Genomic DNA, 20,704 nt, shown 5'->3' with positions numbered 1-20,704 from the left:
TCGCGATTCACCACCCCTCCAGCGGAGGGGTGGTGTCGGCGGGCGGCCCCGCCCACGGATGGACCACCGCCGCCCAGACGGTGAACGCGACGACCGCGGCGAACAGCACCGCCCAGCCGACGGTCCGCGCCGCCCGGCGGCGGCGCAGCATCCGCTGCCCGCGCCCGGCCGCCCGCGCGGCCAGATCCGGCGGCAGCACCGGGTGCGGTCCCTCCAACATCCGCCGGACCTGGTCCTCCTTGCGGTCCGGGAAGCTCATCGCGCCGCTCCCGCCGGATGGTGATCGGCGATCGGGGGCGTGCCGGGAGCGCGGGGCGGGGCGGTGCGCATCAGGGTCACCGCGCGCGTGCAGATGGCCCGTACGCGCTCGACCGGCAGGCCGAGCGTGGCCGCCGTCTGTTCCTCCGCGACCCCCTCGTACAGCCGCAGCACCAGCACCAGCCGCTCGCGCGGGGTGAGCCGGTCCAGCACGCCGCCGCGCGGGCGGCGGTAGCGCCGGGCCCGGTGGGCGTAGAGGGCGGCCAGCTCCTGGCGGGTGCGGTCGTACGGATCCTCGCCGCGCAGCCGGTCCCAGCGGGCGTAGGTGCGCGCGAGCGCGACGGTCAGCAGGGCTTGCGCGGCGTCGGTGCCGGCCTGGGCGTCCCCGGTCGGTTCCCCCGTGAGCAGTGTGGCCGCGTGCAGCAACCTGCCACCGGCGCCCGCGACGAATGCCTCGAATTCCCGGGCCCGGCGGCTGTCCCGTGCTGCCCGCCGCTCTCGCACCGCGCCCTCCGCCTGTTGTTCCTCAAGGACACGGCAGGCACGGGCGCCCGGTCAAGGGTTCGGTCGGCCGGGAGTCCGGTCGAAGATCGACGGTCAAGGTCGACGGTCAAGGTCGACGGTCAACCGTCGAAGGCCGAAGGGGCGTCCCTGTGGTTCAGGACGCCGGTGCCGCCGCCTGCGGCACCGCGCCGTGCGCGGCGGACAGGGCGACGTTGAAACGGGTGAGCAGATCGCAGAACATGTCGCGCTCCTCCACCGTCCAGTCGTCCGTGACCTGCGCCATCAGCTCGCGCCGCGAGGAGCGCACCTCCTCCAGGCGGGCCTTGCCGCGCGGGGAGAGCTGGAGGACGACGGCGCGCCCGTCCTCGGGGTGCGAGGTGCGCTTGACCAGGCCGGAGTCGACCAGCGGGGCGACCTGCCGGGTCACGGTGGACGAGTCGATGCCCATGCCTCCGGCGAGTGCCTTGACCCCCATGGGGCCTTCCTGGTCGAGCCGGTTGAGCAGCAGGTAGGCGGCGCGATCCATCGAGTTGCGGGCCTGTCCGACGCCGCCGAGCCGGGTCTGCTCCGCGCGGCGGGCGAAGACCGCGACCTGGTGCTGGAGTGAATCCAGTACGCCTGTGTCGAGTTGAGTCGTCATGTCCGATTGGGTGGGCATGGCCTAGGGCTCACTTCATGCGGTGGTCTGTGGGATGTGGCACAGAGTACGCGGCCCGGGCCCGGCCCGTACGGGGGCTGCGGAAACCTGCCCACAACCGGCCAACCCCCGGTCGCCCCGGCCCGGCCGTGTTTCACGTGAGCTGCGAGACTGGGGCCATGGCTCCACGACCCGGCGGAGAGGACGGGCCCGGCAAGGCCCCGCACCCCGCACGCTCCGTATCGTCCACCCCGCTCGCGATCACCCTGGACGATGTGCGCGAGGCGCAGAAGGCGCTCTCGGGGGTCTCCCGGCTGACCGCCCTGGAGGGCAGCCGCTTCCTGACCGGTCTGGTCGGCGCCCCGGTGCAGCTGAAGTGCGAGAACCTCCAGCGTACGGGCTCGTTCAAGCTGCGCGGCGCCTATGTGCGGATCGCGCGGCTGACGTCGGAGGAGCGGTCGGCGGGAGTGGTCGCGGCGAGCGCCGGGAACCACGCTCAGGGCGTCGCGCTCGCGGCCTCGCTGCTGGGGGTGCGGTCGACCGTCTTCATGCCCGAGGGCGCGCCGCTGCCGAAGATCGCGGCGACGCGGGACTACGGCGCGGAGGTCCGGCTGGAAGGCCAGATCGTGGACGAGACGATGCGGGCGGCGCAGCGGTACGCGGAGGAGACGGGCGCGGTCTTCATCCATCCGTTCGACCACCCGGACATCATCGCGGGGCAGGGCACGGTGGGCCTGGAGATCCTGGAACAGTGCCCCGAGGTGCGCACGATCGTGGTGGGCATCGGTGGGGGCGGCCTCGCGGCCGGGATCGCGGTGGCGGTGAAGGCGCTGCGGCCGGATGTGCGGGTGGTGGGGGTGCAGGCGGCGGGCGCCGCGGCGTATCCGCCGTCGCTGGCGGCGGGGCGGCCGGTGTCGGTCGAGGCGCCGGTGACGATGGCGGACGGCATCAAGGTGGGGCGGCCGGGCGACGTGCCGTTCGGGATCATCAACGCGCTCGTCGACGAGGTCCGTACGGTCAGCGAGGACGAGCTGTCCAGCGCGCTGCTGCTGTGCCTGGAGCGGGCGAAGCTGGTGGTGGAACCGGCGGGGGCGAGCCCGGTGGCGGCGGTGCTGTCGGATCCGGAGTCCTTCGAGGGGCCCGTGGTGTCGGTGCTGTCCGGCGGCAACGTCGACCCGCTGCTGATGCAGCGGATCCTGCGGCACGGCATGGCTGCGGCGGGCCGCTATCTGTCGCTGCGGCTGAGGCTCACCGACCGGCCGGGGGCGCTGGCGACGCTGCTGGCGGAGCTGTCGGCGGTGGACGCCAATGTGCTGGACATCAGCCATGTGCGCATCAATCCGCGGCTGGGGCTCAGCGAGGCGGAGGTGGAGCTTCAGCTGGAGACCAAGGGGCCGGAGCACTGCGCCGAGGTCAGGGAGGCGCTGCACGGGGCGGGTTACACGGTGATGGTCTGACGGCCCGCGTGGGACGGCTCGCGGAGTGCGATTCGTCAACTCGCGTATATCGCGATGTATCGCGACTACGCTATGATTCTCTCCACTTGCTGTCGCGACGCTGCCCTTGTGGGCGGACATATGCCTTTATTGAGGGGACGCGTCCATGCGTGGCGAGAAACATTCGCCGCACGTCACGTCAAACGATCTTTCGTGGACCTGACTCAACCCGGGAACACCCAACTCTGGGAGTGCCAACATGCCAGGCGCGATCCATGCCGAGGGCCTGGTCAAGACCTTCGGCGACGTAAGGGCTCTGGACGGCGTCGACCTCGACGTGCCGGAAGGAACCGTGCTCGGACTGCTCGGCCCCAACGGCGCAGGCAAGACCACCGCGGTGCGCGTGCTGACCACGCTGCTGCGCCCGGACAGCGGGACGGCGGTGGTCGCGGGGGTGGACGTGCTCAAGAACCCCAATGAGGTCCGCCGGTCCATCGGGCTGTCCGGCCAGTTCGCCGCCGTCGACGAGTATCTGACGGGCCGGGAGAACCTCCGGATGGTGGGCCGGCTGTACCAGATGGGCGCGCGTGAGGCGAAGGCCCGCGCGGACGAGCTGCTGGAGCGGTTCCACCTCGCCGACGCGGCCGACCGCACCGCCAAGACGTACTCCGGCGGCATGCGCCGCCGACTCGACCTCGCCGCCGCCCTGGTCGTCAGCCCGCCCGTGATGTTCATGGACGAGCCGACCACGGGGCTCGACCCGCGCAACCGGCAGGCGCTGTGGGAGGTCATCCAGGAACTGGTGGCCGGTGGTACGACGCTGCTGCTGACCACCCAGTATCTGGAGGAGGCCGACCATCTGGCCCATGACATCTGTGTGATCGACCGCGGCAAGGTCATCGCCCGCGGCACCTCCGACCAGCTCAAGGCCCGCATCGGCGGGGAGCGGGTGGAGGTGGTGGTGCACGAGCGGGAGCACATCGCGGTCACCGAGCACGTGCTGCGGGTGCTGGGCAAGGGCGAGACCACGGTGCAGGAGCACACCCGCAAGGTCACCGTGCCGGTGGTCGGCGGGGCCAAGCTGCTCGCCGAGGTGATCCGCGAACTCGACACCCGTGGAGTGGAGATCGACGACATCGGGCTGCGCCGCCCGACGCTCGACGACGTCTTCATCTCGCTGACAGGCCACGGCGCCGAGGACGGCGATGCGGAGAACGGCGTGCAGAGCGGTGCTCACAAGGGAGGCAAGTGATGGCTGTTGTCGAGGAGTCCGGCGCCACCGTCGCCACCGCCCCCCGGCCGCGCGGCGGCCCGCTCGCGGGGGTCCGGGACTCTCTGGTGGTCGCCCAGCGGAACTTGATCCGCATGGTACGAATTCCAGAAGTGGTTATTTTTGGCCTGATTCAGCCCATTATGTTCGTGGTGCTGTTCAGTTATGTGTTCGGCGGCGCCATCATGGTGCCGGGTCAGGCCAGTGCGGACGCGGACGTCTACCGCGAGTTCCTCATGGGCGGGATCTTCGCGCAGACCGTCACCTTCGCGACGGCGGGCGCGGGCGCGGGGATCGCCGACGACATGCACAAGGGGCTGATCGACCGGTTCCGCTCCCTGCCGATGGCGCGCGGGGCGGTGCTCACCGGCCGTACGCTCGCGGATCTGGTGCAGACGGCGCTGACGCTGGTCGTGCTGGCGATCGTCGCGCTCATCGTGGGCTGGCGGGTGCACGACGGAATCCTGAGCGCGCTGGGCGCCTTCGGCCTGCTTCTCCTGCTCGGTTACGCCTTCTCCTGGATCGGCGCGCTGATCGGGCTGACGGTGCGGACCCCCGAGGCCGCGACATCCGGCGGGCTGATCTGGCTGTTCCCGCTGACCTTCATCTCGAACGCGTTCGTGCCGTCCAGCAAGATGCCCGAGTTCCTGGGCCACATCGCGGACTGGAACCCGTTCAGCGCCACGGTGCAGGCGTGCCGGGAGCTGTTCGGCAATCCGCAGGGCGTGGTCTCCGACGCCTGGCCGATGCAGCATCCGGTGCTGGCGTCGGTCCTGTGGTCGGTGGTCATCATCGTGGTGTTCCGGACGCTATCGGTCCGGAAGTACCGCTCAGCGACCGCCTGAGGGGTGGTTCCGGGGTGAGTCATACGGCGAGCCCCCGGCCGTCGCCGGGGGCTCGCCGTGCGTCGCGAGGGCGTTGGTCGGGCGCTCAGCCCTGGTAGGGCTTGGCATCCAGGATGCGCACCGATGCCGTACGGCCGTTGGGGAGTTCGTATTCGGCGTCCTGGCCGACCTTCTTGCCGTTCACGCCCGTGCCCAGCGGGGACTGCGGCGAGTAGGTCTCGACATCCGCGCTCGCGTATTCGCGAGAGGCGAGAAGGAAGGTCAGGGTGTCGTCCGGGTCGCCGTCGAAGGCGATGGTGACGACCATGCCGGGGGCGACCACGCCGGTGTCCGCGGGTGCCTCTCCGACCTTCGCGTGCTCCAGGAGCTGCGTCAGCTGACGCACCCGGAGCTCCTGCTTGCCCTGTTCCTCCTTGGCGGCGTGGTAACCGCCGTTCTCCCGGAGGTCACCTTCCTCCCGGGCAGCCTCGATCTTCTTCGCGATCTCGATACGTGCCGGACCCGACAGGTACTCCAGCTCGGCCTTGAGCTGGTCGTACGCCTCCTGGGTCAGCCAGGTGACGTTCTCGCTGGTCTGGGTCACAGGTGCTCCTCGTCGGTGCTGGGAATACAAATGAACGCCCTACTCAGAAGGGTGCGCCTTCAAAGCCGGGCGAAACCACGAGCCTAACAATTCCGACAGGAAACGGGGAGGAGGGAACTCAGCTCCATGCGCATGAACCGGGGCAAACCCGGCCAGTTCGGACGTGCCCGATTCAGCTGTTCGCGGCCGAGTCGCAGCCGATCAATTCGGCACTGGTCGCACGCGCGGTGGTACGCACCGTCACGACCTTGATCATGTCGTCCTGGCGCTGGTCGAAGGTGAAGCTCTTGCGGCCGACCTCTTCGTGGTAGGTGTCCAGGGTGCGCACCGTGCACACGGCGGTGGCGTCCTTGTCCTTGGTGATCTCCAGCCGGACGTCGACGGTGTCGTCCGAGGTCACCTTGAAACCGGTCAGCTGGCCGCTGACGTCCTGATCGACGACGTACGCGTATCCGAACCAGGCGATCAGCGCGATCAGACCGGCACCCAGCACCGCACCGATGATCTTCAGCTTGCGGTCGGCCCGCTCATCCGCGGAGCGCCCGTAGCGCCCCTCGGGAAGGCCCGCGCGCACCGCCGACATGATCGCTTCCTCCTGCTTCGGAGACCCGGAATTATTCGGGCCCGCTGTGGGTCACTATAGAAGCCGTCTTCCGCGACGAATCACTGAGGATCGAACTTGACTGAGCAGCTGCGTTTGATGGCCGTGCACGCGCACCCGGATGACGAGTCGAGCAAGGGCGCGGCCACCATGGCCAAGTACGTGTCCGAGGGGGTGGACGTGCTGGTCGCGACCTGCACAGGCGGTGAGCGCGGCTCCATCCTCAACCCCAAGCTCCAGGGGGACCCGTACATCGAGGAGCACATTCACGAGGTGCGCGCCAAGGAGATGGACGAGGCGCGCGAGATCCTCGGCGTGAAGCAGGAGTGGCTGGGCTTCGTGGACTCCGGGCTGCCCGAGGGCGACCCGCTGCCGCCGCTGCCCGAGGGCTGCTTCGCGCTCCAGGACGTGGACGAGGCGGCGGGCGCGCTCGTCAAGCTGATCCGCTCCTTCCGGCCGCAGGTGATCACCACCTATGACGAGAACGGCGGCTACCCGCACCCCGACCACATCATGACCCACAAGATCACGATGGTGGCCTTCGAGGCGGCCGGGGACCCCGAGAAGTACCCCGAGGCGGGCCCGGCCTGGCAGCCGCAGAAGCTCTACTACAACCAGGGCTTCAACCGGCCGCGCACCGTCGCCCTCCACGAGGCGCTGCTCGCCCGCGGCCTGGACTCGCCGTACGGGGAGTGGCTGGAGCGCTGGAAGGAGTTCTCCCGGCGCGAGCGCACCCTGACCACCTATGTGCCGTGCGCGGACTTCTTCGAGATCCGCGACAAGGCGCTGATCGCGCACCGCACGCAGATCGACCCCGACGGCGGCTGGTTCCGGGTGCCCATGGACATCCAGAAGGAGGTCTGGCCGACGGAGGAATACGAGCTCGCGAAGTCGCTCGTCGATACCTCCCTCCCCGAGGACGACCTCTTCGCGGGCATCCGCAACAATTGACCCCATGATGAGCGCGACCAGCACCCTCGCCATGACGCATCTCGTCCCGCTCGCCGCCAAGGATCTGGACGAGAACAAGGTGACCCCGGGCCTGCTCGGGTTCGTCGTCTTCGCACTGATCGGCGTCGCGGTGTGGCTCCTGATGAAGTCCATGAACAAGCACATGAACAAGGTGGACTTCGAGGAGGAGCCGCAGCCCGGTGAAGCCCGGGCCACCGCTTCCCCGAAGGGCGCCGCTGCCCCGAAGGCCAAGGGGGAGCGCACGGCGTAGCGGCACCTCCTCACCGCCGGCCACTCCGGGTCCGGACCGGGCTCGGGCCGGGCCCGGCGCGGGCTCAGCCGCGGGTCTCGCCGGACAGCACGGCCATGACCTCGCGGGAGCGGCGGCTCGGCACCATGCCGAGCTGCCAGGCCTGCCATCCCGTTTCCGGCTCCACACCGCGCTCCAGCACCAGCGCGAACGCCTCCGCGCACTCCTCCAGCCGGGGATCCCCGCCCGCCGCGGCCCCGCCCGGCTCCCGAAGCTCCCGCAGCAGCTCCGCCAGCTCCTCCTGCGCCACCGCCGTGCCGATGACCGAGCCGCCCGCCGAGGCGAACGGCAGCAGCGTGCAGCGCAGGAACCGGGCCCAGGAGCCGCCGCGCCGGTCCCCGTACCCCGCGAACAGCCGCGCCGCCTCGTCCACCAGCTCCAGCGCCTGCACCGCCCGGCCGTTCCCCGCGTCGACCACCGCCAGCTCGACGCACGACCACGCCTCGCCGTGGGCCACCCCCACCCGGTGGAAATCCTGCCGGGCGTCCTGCAACAGCTGCCGCGCGAAGCCGCTGTTGCGCAGCGAGCCGGTCTGCGCCGCCCGCAGATCACGGGTGACCCGCGCCGAGTGATGCCGGGCACACGCCAGCCCGTACACATCCCTCATCCGGCTGAACATCGTGCGGGCCCGCTCCAGCTCGCGCACCGCCGCGTCCCGGTCGCCGCGCTCCTCCAGCGCCTGGCCCAGGTAGTACAGCGTCCACGCCTCACCGCGCGCGTCCTCGTTGTCCCGGTGCCGGGAGAGGGCCTGGCGCAGCTGGTCGACGGCCGCCGACGGCTCCCCGGCCACCAGCCGGGCGCGGGCCATCTGCGTCAGCGCCCAGGCCTCGCCGCGCTGGTCGTGGGTGCGGTGGTACGCGTCCAGCGCGTCCCGCAGCTCGGCCTCCGCGCGCGGCACGTCACCCATCCGCAGACACGCCTGGCCGAGCTGGAAGTGCGCCCACGCCTGGCCGTGCAGACTCTCGGACTCCTGGTGCAGCTCCAGCGCCTGCCGCAGCAGGTCCAGCGCCTCGGCGAGCTGCCCGCGGTCCCGCTCCACGGCGGCCAGCGCGTGCATCGTCCACCCGCGGTCCCCGCGCAGCGCGTCGGGCGTCTGAAGGGCCAGCGCCTCGCGCAGCTTCGCCGCGGCCTCCGTCAGATTCCCCTGGTGGTGCAGGGTGATGCCCAGGCTGCACAGCGCGCGGGCCGCGCCCGCCTCGTGCTGGGCCTCGAAATACAGGTCGACCACCGACGACAGCGTCGTACGGGCCTGGTCCAGCTCGCCCAGCTGGCGGGCGGCGATCCCGGTGCGCCACTGCACGGACCGCACCAGCAGCCCCTGGTCGACGGCCTGGGTCAGCTCGCTGATCTCGCCCAGCCGGTACAGATCGCCGCGCAGCAGGCAGTAGTCGCACAGCGCGCCCAGCAGATGCAGCACCGCGGACTGGTCCACGCCCTCCGCGTGGCGCAGCGCCGCCGTGATGAAGCTCGACTCGTCGTCCAGCCAGCCCAGCGCCGCGTCCAGCGAGGTGAAGCCGTGGCCGCCCGCCGCGCCCTTGGTGAAGACGTCGGCGCGGGTGGACGTCTTGCCGTCGACCAGCCGGATCACCGAGTCCGCCAGCTCGGCATAGCTGCGGATCAGTCGCTCCTGGGCGGCGGTGCGCTGCTCGGGCTCCTCCTCGTCCGCCAGCCGGGCGGCGGCGAACGAGCGCACCAGGTCGTGCAGCCGGTAGCGGCTGCCGCGCACATGCTGGATCAGCCCGGCCCGGCCCAGCGCGTCCAGATGGCGGGCCGCCTCCTCCTGGTCGGCACCCAGCAGCGCCGCGGCCGCCGCCGCGCCCATGCTCGCCCGCCCGGCCAGCGCGAGGCGCCGCAACAGCCGCCGGGCGCCGTCCTGCTGGTCCGTGTACCGCAGCCACAGGGTGCGCTCGACCGGGTCGACCGGCCCGTACGCCTCCAGGTCGGTGGCGAGGGCGGAGGGGGTGCGCGGGCCCAGGGAGGAGCCTGCGATCCGCAGCGCCAGCGGCAGCCGCCCGCACAGCTCGGCGATCCGCTCCACGGACTGCCCGTCGTACGGGCCGGGCCCGGCCGGGTTCTCCGCGGAGACCCGCAGCAGCTCCTCGGCGCCCGACTGGTCCAGCGGGCCGACCTCCAGTCGGTGCACCCACGCGGCCAGGTCCGGCGGCAGGGTCAGCGGGGCGCGCGAGGTGACCAGGATCAGGCTGTCCGACCGCTCCGGGACCAGCGTGGACACCTGCTCGGCGTCGCTCGCGTCGTCCAGCACGATCGTGACGGGCAGCCCGGTCAGATGCTGGTGATACAGCTCGATGAGCCGCTTGAGGTGCTGGTCCTGGCCCGCCCGCTCCCGGAAGAGCAGCTGGTCGCGGGGCGCCCCGAGCCGGTTCAGCAGATGCAGCAGCGCGTCGCGGGTCGACAGCGGGGCCTGCTCGGCGCTGTCCCCGCGCAGATCCACCAGGCACGCGCCCCGGAACTGGTCGCGCAGCTCATGGGCCGCCCGCACGGCCAGCATGGTGCGGCCCGAGCCCGGCGGGCCCTCCAGCAGCACCACCGTCGGCTTGGTCTCGGTGCTGGCCCGCGCCTGGTGCACCCACTGGGCGATCTGGCCGGTCTGCGCGCGGCGCCCGGCGAACGGGCCGTCCGCCTGGGGGAGATGGCCGAAGGACTGCTCCAACACGGTGCGCCTGCGGGCCGCCTGGCTGCGGTCCGCGCCCCGCAGCCGCGGCGCCTGCGCGCCGGACGAGGAGGAGCGCTTGGCCGGACCGCCACCCTGGCGGGTGGCGGCCGAGGTCATCCGGTGCTGGTCGATGAACGGCCGGATGCCCCGCACCTCGACCGCCGTCAGCCATTGGAGCCGCAACTGCTCGGGCCCGCCGGGCTGGTTGCGCAGCGCCGCCTGGCGGTGCGCCGCGGGCCAGTGCGCCGCGGTGAGCTTGAGGACGGCCGCTGCCGACCCCGCCACCGCTGCGGTGACGCCCGCGCCCAGCGCCGTGCCCGCCGAGGTGCCGAAGGTGAGGTCCGCGCCGAAGGCGGCGGCCGCCGCCACCGCCGCGGCCAGCGCCGGGGTGGACAGCCGCTCGCGCCCCAGCATCGCCGAGAGCGGTCTGCTGCCCGCAGTCGCCTCGTCCAGGGCGCGCACATACGCGCCGTACTCCTCGGCCGCGGTCGCCGCCATCTCGTCCAGCGAGCCCCGCGCGCGGGTCAGCAGCACCCCGCCGTCCGTGCGGCCGCCCGTGCGCCGCACCTCCTCCTCGACGGCCCGCGTCAGCAGCCGCTCGACCTCCGTCCGGTGGCTGTCCCGCAGCACGGCCAGTGAGCCCGGCATGTGATCCCCCTCCTGCACGAGCGCCACGCGTGAATCGCGCGTTGCTCCCCAAGTCTTCCGCTTCTGCCTCATTTCCGGCAGCCCTGTGGATAACTCCCCCTGTGGACAAGAAGGTCAGGGGAGGCGTCGGGCGAGGAGGGGGCGGGAGGGACGGTCAGGGGAGGATGGAGTCGACGTAACCGCCGTCGACGCGCACGGCGCCGCCGGTGGTGGCGGAGGCGTACGGCGAGGCGAGGTAGACCACGAGGTTGGCGATCTCCTCGGGTTCGATGAGGCGTTGCAGCAGCGACTGCGGGCGGTGCTTGAGCATGAACTCGTGCTGCGCCTCCTCCCAGGGCAGCTCGTCGCCGACCAGCTCGCGCACGAACCCTTCGACGCCACCGGTGTGGGTGGGCCCGGCGATCACGGAGTTGACGGTGACTCCGGTCCCCGCGGCCTCCTTGGCGAACCCGCGGCCGACGGCGAGCAGCGAGGTCTTCGTCATGCCGTAGTGGATCATCTCTGACGGGATCACCACGGCCGAGTCGCTGGCGAGGTTGAGCACCCGCCCCCAGCCCTGCTCCGTCATGCCGGGCAGGTAGGCGCGGATGAGGCGTACGGCGGAGAGGACGTTGACCTCGAAGTAGCGGCGCCACTCTTCGTCGCTGATCTCCAGCGCGGGCGCGGGACCGAAGATGCCGAGGTTGTTCACGAGGATGTCCACCCGGGGGACGGCTTGGAGGACGGCGCGGGTGCCTTCCTCGGTCGCGAGGTCCCCCACGGCGCCCGTGGTGTTCTCGTTGCCGGTCTCGGCGCGGATGGTCCGGACCGTCTCCTCGACGCGCTCCGCGCCGCGGCCGTTGACGACGACGTGGGCGCCGGAGCGGGCGAGGCCGGTGGCGATGGCCGCTCCGATGCCTTGGGTGGAGCCGGTGACCAGGGCGGTCCGGCCGGAGAGATCGATGTGCATGGGATGACGCCCTTCTCGGTTGCGGTGGCGGTGGCGGTTGCGGTTGCGGGGGAGGTCAGCTCCCCGAACTGTGAGAGGCGTCAGGAGAGGACGCGATCGGCGGCCGCCGCGACATCTGCTGACGACCGTCCTGAGGCCGACGACCCTCCGGAGGCCGCGACGCGCGAGGCGGGGCGCAGCTCCAGGCGGCGGGAGACCAGGGCCAGCACCAGGGCGGCGGCGGCCAGGGCGGCGCCCACGGCGTTCGGCGCGGCGTAGCCGAGCCCGGCGGAGATCACGAGGCCGCCGAGCCAGGCGGACAGCGCGTTGCCCAGGTTGAACGCCCCGATGTTGACGGCCGACGCCAGCGTCGGCGCTCCGTGGGCGTGGTCCAGGACCCGCTTCTGGAGCGGCGGGACGGTGGCGAACCCGAGCGCGCCGATCAGGAAGACCGCCGCGACGGTCGTCGCCTTCCCCGAGGCGAGGAACGTGAAGAGCAGCAGGACCAGCGCCAGCCCGCCGAGCGCGGTGAAGAGCATCGGCATGAGGTTGCGGTCCGCGAACCGCCCGCCGATCAGGTTGCCCGCCACCATGCCGACGCCGAAAACGACCATGAGCCAGGTGACGGAGGACGCCGCGAAGCCGCCGACCTCGGTGGCCATCGGCGCGATGTAGGTGATCGCGGCGAACACGCCGCCGAAGCCGAGAACGGTCATGGCCATGGCCAGGACGACCTGCGTGTCCTTGAACGCGGCCACCTCGTGCCGCAGCCGCACGCCCTCCGGCTTGGGGAGGTCGGGCACCAGCTTGGCGACACCGGCCAGGCCGAGTACGCCGAGGGCGGCGACGATCAGGAAGGTGACGCGCCAACCGGCACCCTGGCCCACGAAGGTGCCCAGGGGGACGCCGACGACGTTGGCCACGGTGAGGCCGGTGAACATCATCGAGATCGCACCGGCCTTCTTCTCGGGGGCCACCAGTTCGGCGGCCACGACCGCGCCGATGCCGAAGAACGCGCCGTGGGCCAGCGAGGACACCACCCGGCCGATCAGCATGACGGCGAAGACAGGCGCGAGGGCCGAGATGGCGTTGCCGAGGATGAACAGGCCCATGAGCAGCATGAGCATGTTCTTGCGGGAGAGCTTGGTGCCGAGGGCGGTCATGATCGGGGCGCCGGTCATGACGCCGAGGGCGTATCCGGTGACCAGGTAGCCGGCCGTCGGCACGGAGACGCCGAGGTCCGCGCCGACCTGGGGCAGCAGCCCCATGATCACGAATTCCGTGGTGCCGATTCCGAAGGCCCCGATGGCCAGGGCCAGCAGTGCGAGCGGCATGAGAGGGGGTCCTTTGATGTGCGTGTACGCGGCGGAAGCCAGTGCGCAGCAGCTACAGGCATGAGCAACTACAGGCGCAGACAATAATTGCACACGCGGACTAATGCAAGCGCGGGTATAGTGGGTGCGAAGACGAGGGCGGTGAGCCCGGCCCGACAGCCCGGTTAGCCCGACAGCCCGGAAAGAGAGCGCTGATCATGACTGCCACCGATCCGGCGATGACCGCCCTGGCGCACAGCTGGTGTGCCCTGTCGCTGCTGCACGGCCGCATCGAAGGGCGCGTCGAGCGGGCCCTTCAGACCTCCCACGACCTCAGCGCGCGCGAGTACTCCCTGCTGGACGTCCTCAGCCGCCAGCACGACGGGGAGGGCGGGCACCTCCAGATGCGTCAGGTCGCCGACTCCGTCGTCCTCAGTCAGAGTGCGACCACGCGGTTGGTGACCCGGCTGGAGGACCGCGGCCTGCTCTCGCGCTACCTCTGCCCCACCGACCGCCGCGGCATCTACGTCGACGTCACCGACAAGGGGGCGCGCCTGCTGGAAGAGGCGCGCCCCACCCACAACACCGCCCTGCGCGAGGCCCTCGACCAGGCGTCCTCCGAACCGGAGCTCGCGCCCCTCGTGCAGGCCGTCAAGCAGCTCCAGGGGAGCGCACCGATCATCTGAGCGCCCCCTCGCCGTTCACCCGCGCATCAGGTCAGTTCGGGGCGCCGGTACCGCACGGGGCTGACCGTTTCGAGCGCGGCGCCGAGGCGCAGCAGGGTCGCCTCGTCGTACCAGCGAGAGACGAGCTGGATGCCGATCGGCAGGTTCCCGCTGGTGGCCCCGAACGGCAGCGACAGCGCGGGCAGGCCGGTGAGGTTGAACGGAACGGTCGCGCGCATGATGCCGCGTGCCGGGACGGTGACGCCTCCCACGTCGAACGTCGACCGGGCGTGCGGCGGGGCAGGGATGGGGCACACCGGGCACAGCAGCGCGTCGTAGTGCTCGAAGTATCCGGCGAACAGGGAGCCGAGCGCCTCGACCTGCTGCTGCGCGGCGACGTAGTCGGCCACCGCCACCTCCGGTGCGGTGACCGTCCGCCGGATGACGCCGTGCACCTCGGACTCGCGACCGGCGACGACCTGCCGGAAGTACGGCGCGACCTCGGCGGTGAACAGCACCGTGCTCAGCGCGGTCGCGTCGAGGTTCTCCAGCCCGCCCAGCGGAGCGGGCTCGACGACGCAGCCCAGCGTCCGCAACGCGTCGGCCGCCGCCGTGATGGTGGCCGTCACCTCGCCGTCCACCGGCCCGAAGGCGGGCTCGGCCGCCCAGCCCACCCGCAACCCGGCCAGGTCGCCCGGCTGGTCGACGGGCCGCGGCGCGTGCTGTACGTAGCCGTCGACGCCGTCGGGCCCCGCGAGGATCTGCAACGCGGCCATGATGTCCCGCACGCTGCGGGCCATCGGGCCGACGTGCCAGTAACGGCGGGGAACCTCGGGCCAGTGCCCGGTGACCGGGATCCGTCCCCGGGTCGCCTTCAGCGCGACGATGCCGGTGTCGTGGGCCGGTCCTCGCACCGAAATCGCGACGTCGCTGCCCAGCCCGAGCGGCGACATCCCGGCGGCGATCGCGGCCGACTCGCCGCCGCTCGAACCGCCCGGAGTCCGCTCGCCGTCCCAGGGGTTGAGGGTCCTGCCGGTGATCACGTTGTCGGTCTCGGTCCAGTACGAGAACTCGGGCAGGTTGGTCTTGGCCAGCGGAATCCCGCCGACCGCCCGGAGCCGGGCCACCGCGGTCGCGTCCCTCGCGGGCACCCGGTCCCGGAACAGCGACGAGCCGCGCGCGGCCACCATCCCCTCCACGTCCAGGGAGTCCTTGACCGTGAATGGAACACCGTGCAGCGCCCCCACGGTGCCGCCCGCCGCGACCGCCCGATCGGCGGCGCGTGCGGCGGCGAGCGCCTGCTCGGCGGCCACCGTCACGACGGCGTTGACCTTCGGATCGACCGCCTCGATGCGGTCCAGGTGCGCCTGCACCACGTCCACCGCGGAGACCCGCCGTTCACGGATCAGTTCCGCCAGGTCGGTGGCGTCCCGGTAGTAGATCTCGCCCATCGACATCCGCCCTTCCGTCACACGGCAAGATCACGGTACGCGGAGGCAACGTGCTGCTGGGACCGGTCCCGCCGGGTGGGAGAGGATGGGAGTATGCCGAACCGCCTGGCGCACGAGACGTCCCCGTACCTCCTCCAGCACGCCGACAACCCGGTCGACTGGCGGCCGTGGTCGGACGAGGCGTTCGAGGAGGCGCGCAACCGCGGGGTTCCCGTGCTGCTGAGCGTGGGGTACAGCTCCTGTCACTGGTGTCACGTCATGGCGCACGAGTCCTTCGAGGACGCCGAGACGGCCGACTATCTGAACGCCCACTTCGTGTCCGTCAAGGTCGACCGCGAGGAGCGGCCCGACGTGGACGCCGTGTACATGGAGGCGGTGCAGGCCGCCACCGGGCAGGGCGGCTGGCCCATGACGGTGTTCCTGACGCCCGACGCCGAGCCCTTCTACTTCGGCACCTACTTCCCGCCCCGCCCCCGGCCCGGCATGCCCTCCTTCCGGCAGGTGCTGGAGGGCGTGCGCGCCGCGTGGGCCGACCGGCGCGACGAGGTCCGGGACGTGGCGGGGAAGATCGTGCAGGACCTGGCCGGGCGCACCGGTATCGCGCTGGGCTCCGGCGCGCCCCAGCCGCCCGGGGCCGAGGACCTGGCCGCCGGGCTGATGGGGCTGACCCGGGAATTCGACGCGGTGCGCGGCGGATTCGGCGGGGCGCCGAAGTTCCCGCCGTCCATGGCGCTGGAGTTCCTGCTGCGCCACCACGCCCGGACCGGGGCCGAGGGCGCGTTGCAGATGGTGCAGGCCACCTGTGAGGCGATGGCCCGCGGCGGCATCTACGACCAGCTCGGCGGCGGGTTCGCACGCTACGCCGTCGACGCGGAATGGATTGTTCCGCACTTCGAGAAGATGCTGTACGACAACGCGCTGCTGTGCCGCGTCTACGCCCACCTCTGGCGGGCCACCGGCTCGGACCTCGCGCGCCGGGTAGCCCTGGAGACCGCCGACTTCCTGGTCCGCGAGATGCGCACCGAGCAGGGCGGATTCGCCTCCGCGCTGGACGCCGACAGCGACGACGGCACGGGTCGGCACGTCGAGGGCGCGTACTACGTCTGGACGCCGGAGCAGCTGCGCGAGGTGCTGGGCGAGGCGGACGCCGAGCAGGCCGCCGCGTACTTCGGGGTGACCGAGGAGGGCACCTTCGAGAAGGGATCCTCCGTCCTCCAGCTGCCCGACGGCGCGCGCCCGGCCGACGCAGCCCGGCTCGCCTCCGTACGGGAGCGGCTGCTGGCCGCGCGGGAGCGGCGGGAGCGGCCCGGCCGCGACGACAAGATCGTGGCCGCCTGGAACGGGCTGGCCATCGCCGCGCTCGCCGAGACCGGCGCCTACTTCGACCGCCCCGACCTGGTCGAGGCCGCCACCGAGGCCGCCGACCTGCTCGTACGGCTCCACATGGACAACGGCGGGCGGCTCGCCCGCACCTCGCTGGGCGGCGCCGTGGGCGCCCACGCGGGCGTGCTGGAGGACTACGCCGATGTGGCCGAGGGCTTCCTCGCCCTGTCCGCGGTCTCCGGCGAGGGCGTGTGGGTGGACTTCGCGGGGCTGCTCCTGGACACCGTGCTGCACCACTTCGCCGCCGAGGACGGCACCCTGTACGACACCGCCGACGACGCCGAGGCGCTCATCCGCCGCCCCCAGGACCCGACCGACAACGCCGTCCCCTCGGGGTGGACGGCGGCCGCCGGGGCGCTGCTGTCGTACGCCGCGATCTCCGGGAGCGGCCGCCACCGGGAGGCGGCCGAGCGGGCGCTCGGCGTGGTGCGGGCGCTGGCGGCACGGGTGCCGCGGTTCATCGGCTGGGGGCTCGCGGTGGCCGAGGCGCGGCTGGACGGGCCGCGCGAGGTGGCCGTCGTCGGGCCGGACGGCGACCCCGCGACCCGCGCGCTGCACCGGGCCGCGCTGCTGGGCACGGCGCCGGGGGCGGTGATCGCGGTGGGCGCGCCCGGTTCCGACGAGGTGCCGCTGCTGGAGGGGCGGGTGCTGCTGGAGGGGCGCCCGGCGGCGTACGTCTGCCGCCACTTCACCTGCGACGCCCCGACCGCCGACGTGGCGGCGCTGACGGCCCGGCTCGGCGGCTGACGAGCGTCCGGGGGCGCCCGGGTCACAGCGGCAGGCCGCGGGCGAGCATGCCCAGGGCGCGGTCGATGTCGTCCTCCATGGCGTCCACCCGGTGGTGGTCGAAGCTGTGGAAGACCGCCTCCTGGAGGGCGCCGAGGACCGCTCCGACGAGCACCCGCACCTCCAGGTCCTCCGGTGACCGGCCGCTGCGCTCGGCCAGCACCTCGCCCAGCAGGGTGCCGGTCTTGGCCATGCCCTCGCCCATGCGGGCGCGCAGCGCCGGGACCTGGCGGATCAGGGTGAGGCGGGTCAGCATCTCCGCGCGCTCGTCATCGGTGAGCTGCCGCGCCATGTCGATCAGGACGCGCCGCAGGGAGGACACCGGCGGCTCGTCCAGCGGCCGGTCCCGGATCCCGGCTGCCATGGCCTCGTCGTACTCGTCCGTGAGGACGATGTCCTCCTTGGTGGGGAAGTAGCGGAAGACGGTGCTGGTCGAGACGTCGGCGGCCTCCGCGATCCGGTCCACCGGGGTGGCGTCGTAGCCCTGGTCCGCGAACAGCCGGTAGGCGGCCCGCCGGATCGCCTGCCGGGTCTGGATCTTCTTGCGTTCGCGCAGCCCGGGCCGGGGCCCGGCGGGGGTCGTGTGTGCGGAGGCCATGTCGATCATTGTCGGGCAGCGGCGGGCGGTGCGGAGTCAGGAATGCTGGTAGGCGACCAGCGAGATTCCGACGTAGTGCACGACGAAGGCGGCGAGCGTGAAGGAGTGGAACACCTCGTGGAAGCCGAACCAGCGGGGTGAGGGGTTGGGGCGCTTGGTCCCGTAGATCACCGCGCCCGCGCTGTAGAGCAGGCCGCCGACGACGATCAGCGTCATGACGGCGATGCCGCCGGTGCGCAGGAAGTCCGGCAGGAAGAACACCGCCGCCCAGCCCAGGGCGATGTAGCACGGGGTGTAGAGCCAGCGCGGGGCGCCGACCCAGAACACCCGGAAGGCGATTCCGGCGAGCGCTCCGGCCCACACCAGCCAGAGCAGCAGCTGCTGTTTGCCGTGCGGGAGGAGCAGCAGCGTGAAGGGCGTGTAGGTGCCGGCGATGATCAGGAAGATATTGGCGTGATCCAGGCGGCGCAGCACCGCCGTGGCGCGCGGGCCCCAATTGCCCCGGTGGTACAGGGCGCTCGTACCGAAGAGCGCGCAGGCGGTGAGGGTGAAGATGGCGCAGGCGATGCGCCCGCGCGGGCTGTCGGCGAGGGCGGTGAGCACCACTCCGGCGATGAGCGCGGCCGGGAACATGCCGGCGTGCAGCCAGCCGCGCAGCATGGGTTTGAGAGGAATCGGGGCTGCCTCGGGCCCTGGGGTTTGGTCAACGGCGGCGTCGGGCGCGGCTGCAGTCATGGCGCACATGCTACCCAGCCACCGTCAGTTACCGGTCGTGTCGAGTGGTGATGGTCACCAAAGCGCCCACTGGACAGATGCCCCACATCGTCGGATGATCAAATGAGCGCGGTCGGCACCGGATGAGCTGAGCATCCGGGTCGCAGCCCCCAAGGGGTAGCTGTCTCCATATGCGGATATGCGTGCACATATCCGCCCAAACCCTCAAACCAAGACGCCGGAGCAGTGCGGTTCCGGCGGGATGGAGCGATCGTGGCGCCCAGCAATGTGGCTTCCGCCCTCACCCCGGCCCCGACCAGCCACCAGGAACTGATCTCCTGGGTCGGCGAGATCGCCGCCCTCACCCAGCCCGATGAAGTGGTGTGGTGTGACGGTTCGGAGTCGGAGTACGACCGTCTGTGTGCGCAACTCGTCGAGAAGGGCACGTTCAAACGTCTCGACCCGATCAAGCGCCCCAACTCGTACTACGCGGCCTCCGATCCCAGCGACGTGGCGCGCGTCGAGGACCGCACCTTCATCTGCTCCCAGAAGGAGGCGGACGCGGGTCCGACGAACCACTGGAAAGACCCCGGCGAGATGCGCGAGATCTTCGCGGGGGAACAGGGCATATTCCGGGGCTCGATGCGCGGCCGCACCATGTACGTCGTCCCGTTCTGCATGGGGCCGCTCGGCTCGCCGCTGTCCGCGATCGGCGTCGAGATCACCGACTCCGCGTACGTGGCCGTCGCCATGCGCACCATGACCCGCATGGGACAGGACGTGCTCGACGTCCTGGGCGACAAGGGCTTCTTCGTGAAGGCCGTCCACACCCTCGGCGCCCCGCTGGAGCCCGGCCAGGCCGACGTTCCGTGGCCGTGCAACAGCACCAAGTACATCTCGCACTTTCCGGAGAGCCGCGAGATCTGGTCGTACGGCTCCGGCTACGGCGGCAACGCGCTGCTCGGCAAGAAGTGCTACGCCCTGCGCATCGCCTCCGTCATGGCGCGTGACGAGGGCTGGCTCGCCGAGCACATGCTGATCCTCAAGCTCACGCCGCCGCGCGGGGAGTCGAAGTACGTCGCCGCGGCCTTCCCGAGCGCGTGCGGCAAGACCAACCTCGCGATGCTGGAGCCGACCATCCCCGGCTGGACGGTCGAGACGATCGGCGACGACATCGCCTGGATGCGGTTCGGCGAGGACGGCCGGCTGTACGCGATCAACCCCGAGGCGGGCTTCTTCGGCGTCGCGCCCGGCACCGGTGAGCACACCAACGCCAACGCGATGAAGACCCTGTGGGGCAACTCCGTCTTCACCAACGTCGCGCTCACCGACGACGGCGACGTGTGGTGGGAGGGCATGACCGAGGAATCGCCCGCCCACCTCACCGACTGGAAGGGCAACGACTGGACCCCGGCGAGCGAGACGCCCGCGGCCCACCCCAACGCCCGCTTCACCGTGCCCGCCGGACAGTGCCCGATCATCGCGCCCGAGTGGGAGGACCCCAAGGGCGTGCCGATCTCGGCGATCCTCTTCGGCGGCCGCCGCGCCAGCGCGGTCCCGCTCGTCACCGAGTCCTTCGACTGGCAGCACGGCGTCTTCCTCGGCGCGAACGTGGCGAGCGAGAAGACCGCGGCCGCCGAGGGCAAGGTCGGTGAGCTGCGCCGCGACCCGTTCGCGATGCTGCCCTTCTGCGGCTACAACATGGGCGACTACATGGGTCACTGGGTGGAGGTCGGCAAGGGCAAGGACCAGTCGAAGCTCCCGAAGATCTACTACGTCAACTGGTTCCGCAAGAACGACGAGGGCAAGTTCGTCTGGCCCGGCTTCGGCGAGAACAGCCGCGTCCTGAAGTGGATCGTGGACCGCCTCGACGGCCGCGCCGAGGGCGTCGAGACCCCCATCGGCATCCTGCCGACCAAGGAGTCCCTCGACACCGACGGCCTCGAACTGGGCGACGAGGAGCTGGACTTCCTCCTCACCGTCGACAAGGAGGTGTGGCGCGAGGAGGCCGCCCTGGTCCCCGAGCACCTCGACACCTTCGGTGACCACACCCCCAAGGAACTGTGGGACGAGTACCGGGCGCTGGTGCAGCGCCTGGGCTGACCCACGACGTCATCAGGCCCGGGGCCCGCACCACAGGGTGCGGGCC

General features: G+C 71.7%; 19 protein-coding genes. 8 read left to right on the top strand and 11 right to left on the bottom strand.

Annotation, left to right across the window (positions count from 1 at the left end):
- Positions 1-7: 7 nt before the first annotated feature.
- The 3 genes from EEJ42_RS51095 to EEJ42_RS23845 all read right to left on the bottom strand — a co-directional run bounded on the left by EEJ42_RS51095 (position 8) and on the right by EEJ42_RS23845 (position 1,420).
- Entirely contained in the window at positions 8-259 is a 252-nt protein-coding gene (locus EEJ42_RS51095; RefSeq protein ID WP_184503236.1) for a hypothetical protein, read from the bottom strand.
- Positions 256-762, bottom strand: a complete 507-nt coding sequence (locus tag EEJ42_RS23850; protein ID WP_184503235.1) for a sigma factor-like helix-turn-helix DNA-binding protein — start codon at positions 760-762, stop codon at positions 256-258. The genes EEJ42_RS51095 and EEJ42_RS23850 overlap by 4 nt, the downstream gene beginning before the upstream one ends.
- 154 nt (positions 763-916) lie before the next feature.
- A complete protein-coding gene (locus EEJ42_RS23845) occupies positions 917-1,420 on the bottom strand; it encodes a MarR family winged helix-turn-helix transcriptional regulator (RefSeq protein WP_179936492.1) in 504 nt (167 codons plus the stop codon).
- 158 nt (positions 1,421-1,578) lie between these two features.
- On the opposite strand from EEJ42_RS23845, the gene ilvA reads away from it, so the two are divergent.
- From ilvA to EEJ42_RS23830, 3 genes are all read left to right on the top strand, one after another.
- Entirely contained in the window at positions 1,579-2,856 is a 1,278-nt protein-coding gene (ilvA, locus tag EEJ42_RS23840) for a threonine ammonia-lyase (protein WP_246097303.1), read from the top strand.
- 238 nt (positions 2,857-3,094) lie between these two features.
- Positions 3,095-4,087 carry an ATP-binding cassette domain-containing protein gene (locus EEJ42_RS23835; protein ID WP_123102686.1) on the top strand — a complete coding sequence of 331 codons (993 nt, stop codon included), beginning with the start codon at positions 3,095-3,097 and terminating at the stop codon, positions 4,085-4,087.
- Positions 4,087-4,950 (top strand): ABC transporter permease, encoded by an 864-nt coding sequence (locus EEJ42_RS23830; RefSeq protein WP_123102684.1) that lies wholly within the window; start codon positions 4,087-4,089, stop codon positions 4,948-4,950. Before EEJ42_RS23835 ends, EEJ42_RS23830 begins: the two co-directional genes overlap by 1 nt.
- Positions 4,951-5,035: 85 nt before the next feature.
- On the opposite strand, the gene greA is transcribed toward EEJ42_RS23830, so the two are convergent.
- On the bottom strand, positions 5,036-5,533 hold the full coding sequence (greA, locus tag EEJ42_RS23825) for a transcription elongation factor GreA (RefSeq protein WP_009715425.1): 498 nt from the start codon (positions 5,531-5,533) through the stop codon (positions 5,036-5,038).
- Between the two features lie 172 nt (positions 5,534-5,705).
- Positions 5,706-6,116 (bottom strand): DUF4307 domain-containing protein, encoded by a 411-nt coding sequence (locus tag EEJ42_RS23820; RefSeq protein ID WP_123102682.1) that lies wholly within the window; start codon positions 6,114-6,116, stop codon positions 5,706-5,708.
- A 96-nt stretch (positions 6,117-6,212) separates the two neighbouring features.
- Here EEJ42_RS23820 and mca point away from each other — a divergent pair, with 96 nt between their 5' ends.
- Entirely contained in the window at positions 6,213-7,085 is an 873-nt protein-coding gene (gene mca / locus EEJ42_RS23815) for a mycothiol conjugate amidase Mca (RefSeq protein ID WP_009715423.1), read from the top strand.
- Between the two features lie 7 nt (positions 7,086-7,092).
- Positions 7,093-7,356, top strand: a complete 264-nt coding sequence (locus EEJ42_RS23810; protein ID WP_123102726.1) for a hypothetical protein — start codon at positions 7,093-7,095, stop codon at positions 7,354-7,356.
- 64 nt (positions 7,357-7,420) lie between these two features.
- On the opposite strand, the gene EEJ42_RS23805 is transcribed toward EEJ42_RS23810, so the two are convergent.
- The 3 genes from EEJ42_RS23805 to EEJ42_RS23795 form a co-directional block, all read right to left on the bottom strand.
- Positions 7,421-10,717 (bottom strand): tetratricopeptide repeat protein, encoded by a 3,297-nt coding sequence (locus EEJ42_RS23805; protein WP_123102680.1) that lies wholly within the window; start codon positions 10,715-10,717, stop codon positions 7,421-7,423.
- A gap of 154 nt (positions 10,718-10,871) precedes the next feature.
- A complete protein-coding gene (locus EEJ42_RS23800) occupies positions 10,872-11,666 on the bottom strand; it encodes an SDR family NAD(P)-dependent oxidoreductase (RefSeq protein WP_123102678.1) in 795 nt (264 codons plus the stop codon).
- A gap of 80 nt (positions 11,667-11,746) precedes the next feature.
- Entirely contained in the window at positions 11,747-12,979 is a 1,233-nt protein-coding gene (locus EEJ42_RS23795; RefSeq protein ID WP_123102676.1) for an MFS transporter, read from the bottom strand.
- A gap of 197 nt (positions 12,980-13,176) precedes the next feature.
- Here EEJ42_RS23795 and EEJ42_RS23790 point away from each other — a divergent pair, with 197 nt between their 5' ends.
- Positions 13,177-13,644, top strand: a complete 468-nt coding sequence (locus EEJ42_RS23790) for a MarR family winged helix-turn-helix transcriptional regulator (protein ID WP_123102674.1) — start codon at positions 13,177-13,179, stop codon at positions 13,642-13,644.
- 26 nt (positions 13,645-13,670) lie between these two features.
- Here EEJ42_RS23790 and EEJ42_RS23785 read toward each other — a convergent pair whose 3' ends face one another.
- Positions 13,671-15,080 (bottom strand): amidase, encoded by a 1,410-nt coding sequence (locus tag EEJ42_RS23785; protein ID WP_123102672.1) that lies wholly within the window; start codon positions 15,078-15,080, stop codon positions 13,671-13,673.
- 87 nt (positions 15,081-15,167) lie between these two features.
- On the opposite strand from EEJ42_RS23785, the gene EEJ42_RS23780 reads away from it, so the two are divergent.
- The gene (locus EEJ42_RS23780; protein WP_123102670.1) at positions 15,168-17,204 is read left to right on the top strand and encodes a thioredoxin domain-containing protein; all 2,037 of its coding nucleotides are present in this window, start codon (positions 15,168-15,170) and stop codon (positions 17,202-17,204) included.
- A 22-nt stretch (positions 17,205-17,226) separates the two neighbouring features.
- Here EEJ42_RS23780 and EEJ42_RS23775 read toward each other — a convergent pair whose 3' ends face one another.
- Together EEJ42_RS23775 and trhA are read right to left on the bottom strand one after the other, a co-directional pair.
- Entirely contained in the window at positions 17,227-17,850 is a 624-nt protein-coding gene (locus tag EEJ42_RS23775) for a TetR/AcrR family transcriptional regulator (protein WP_123102668.1), read from the bottom strand.
- A 27-nt stretch (positions 17,851-17,877) separates the two neighbouring features.
- A complete protein-coding gene (trhA, locus tag EEJ42_RS23770; RefSeq protein WP_123102666.1) occupies positions 17,878-18,576 on the bottom strand; it encodes a PAQR family membrane homeostasis protein TrhA in 699 nt (232 codons plus the stop codon).
- Between the two features lie 252 nt (positions 18,577-18,828).
- On the opposite strand from trhA, the gene EEJ42_RS23765 reads away from it, so the two are divergent.
- Positions 18,829-20,658, top strand: a complete 1,830-nt coding sequence (locus EEJ42_RS23765) for a phosphoenolpyruvate carboxykinase (GTP) (protein WP_184503234.1) — start codon at positions 18,829-18,831, stop codon at positions 20,656-20,658.
- Positions 20,659-20,704: the final 46 nt, after the last annotated feature.

The organism is Streptomyces botrytidirepellens (assembly GCF_003721215.1).
Taxonomy (GTDB): Bacteria; Actinomycetota; Actinomycetes; order Streptomycetales; family Streptomycetaceae; genus Streptomyces; species Streptomyces himastatinicus.
The sequence above is the reverse complement of the archived record's forward strand: the minus strand, read 5'-3'. Positions and strand labels throughout refer to the sequence as shown.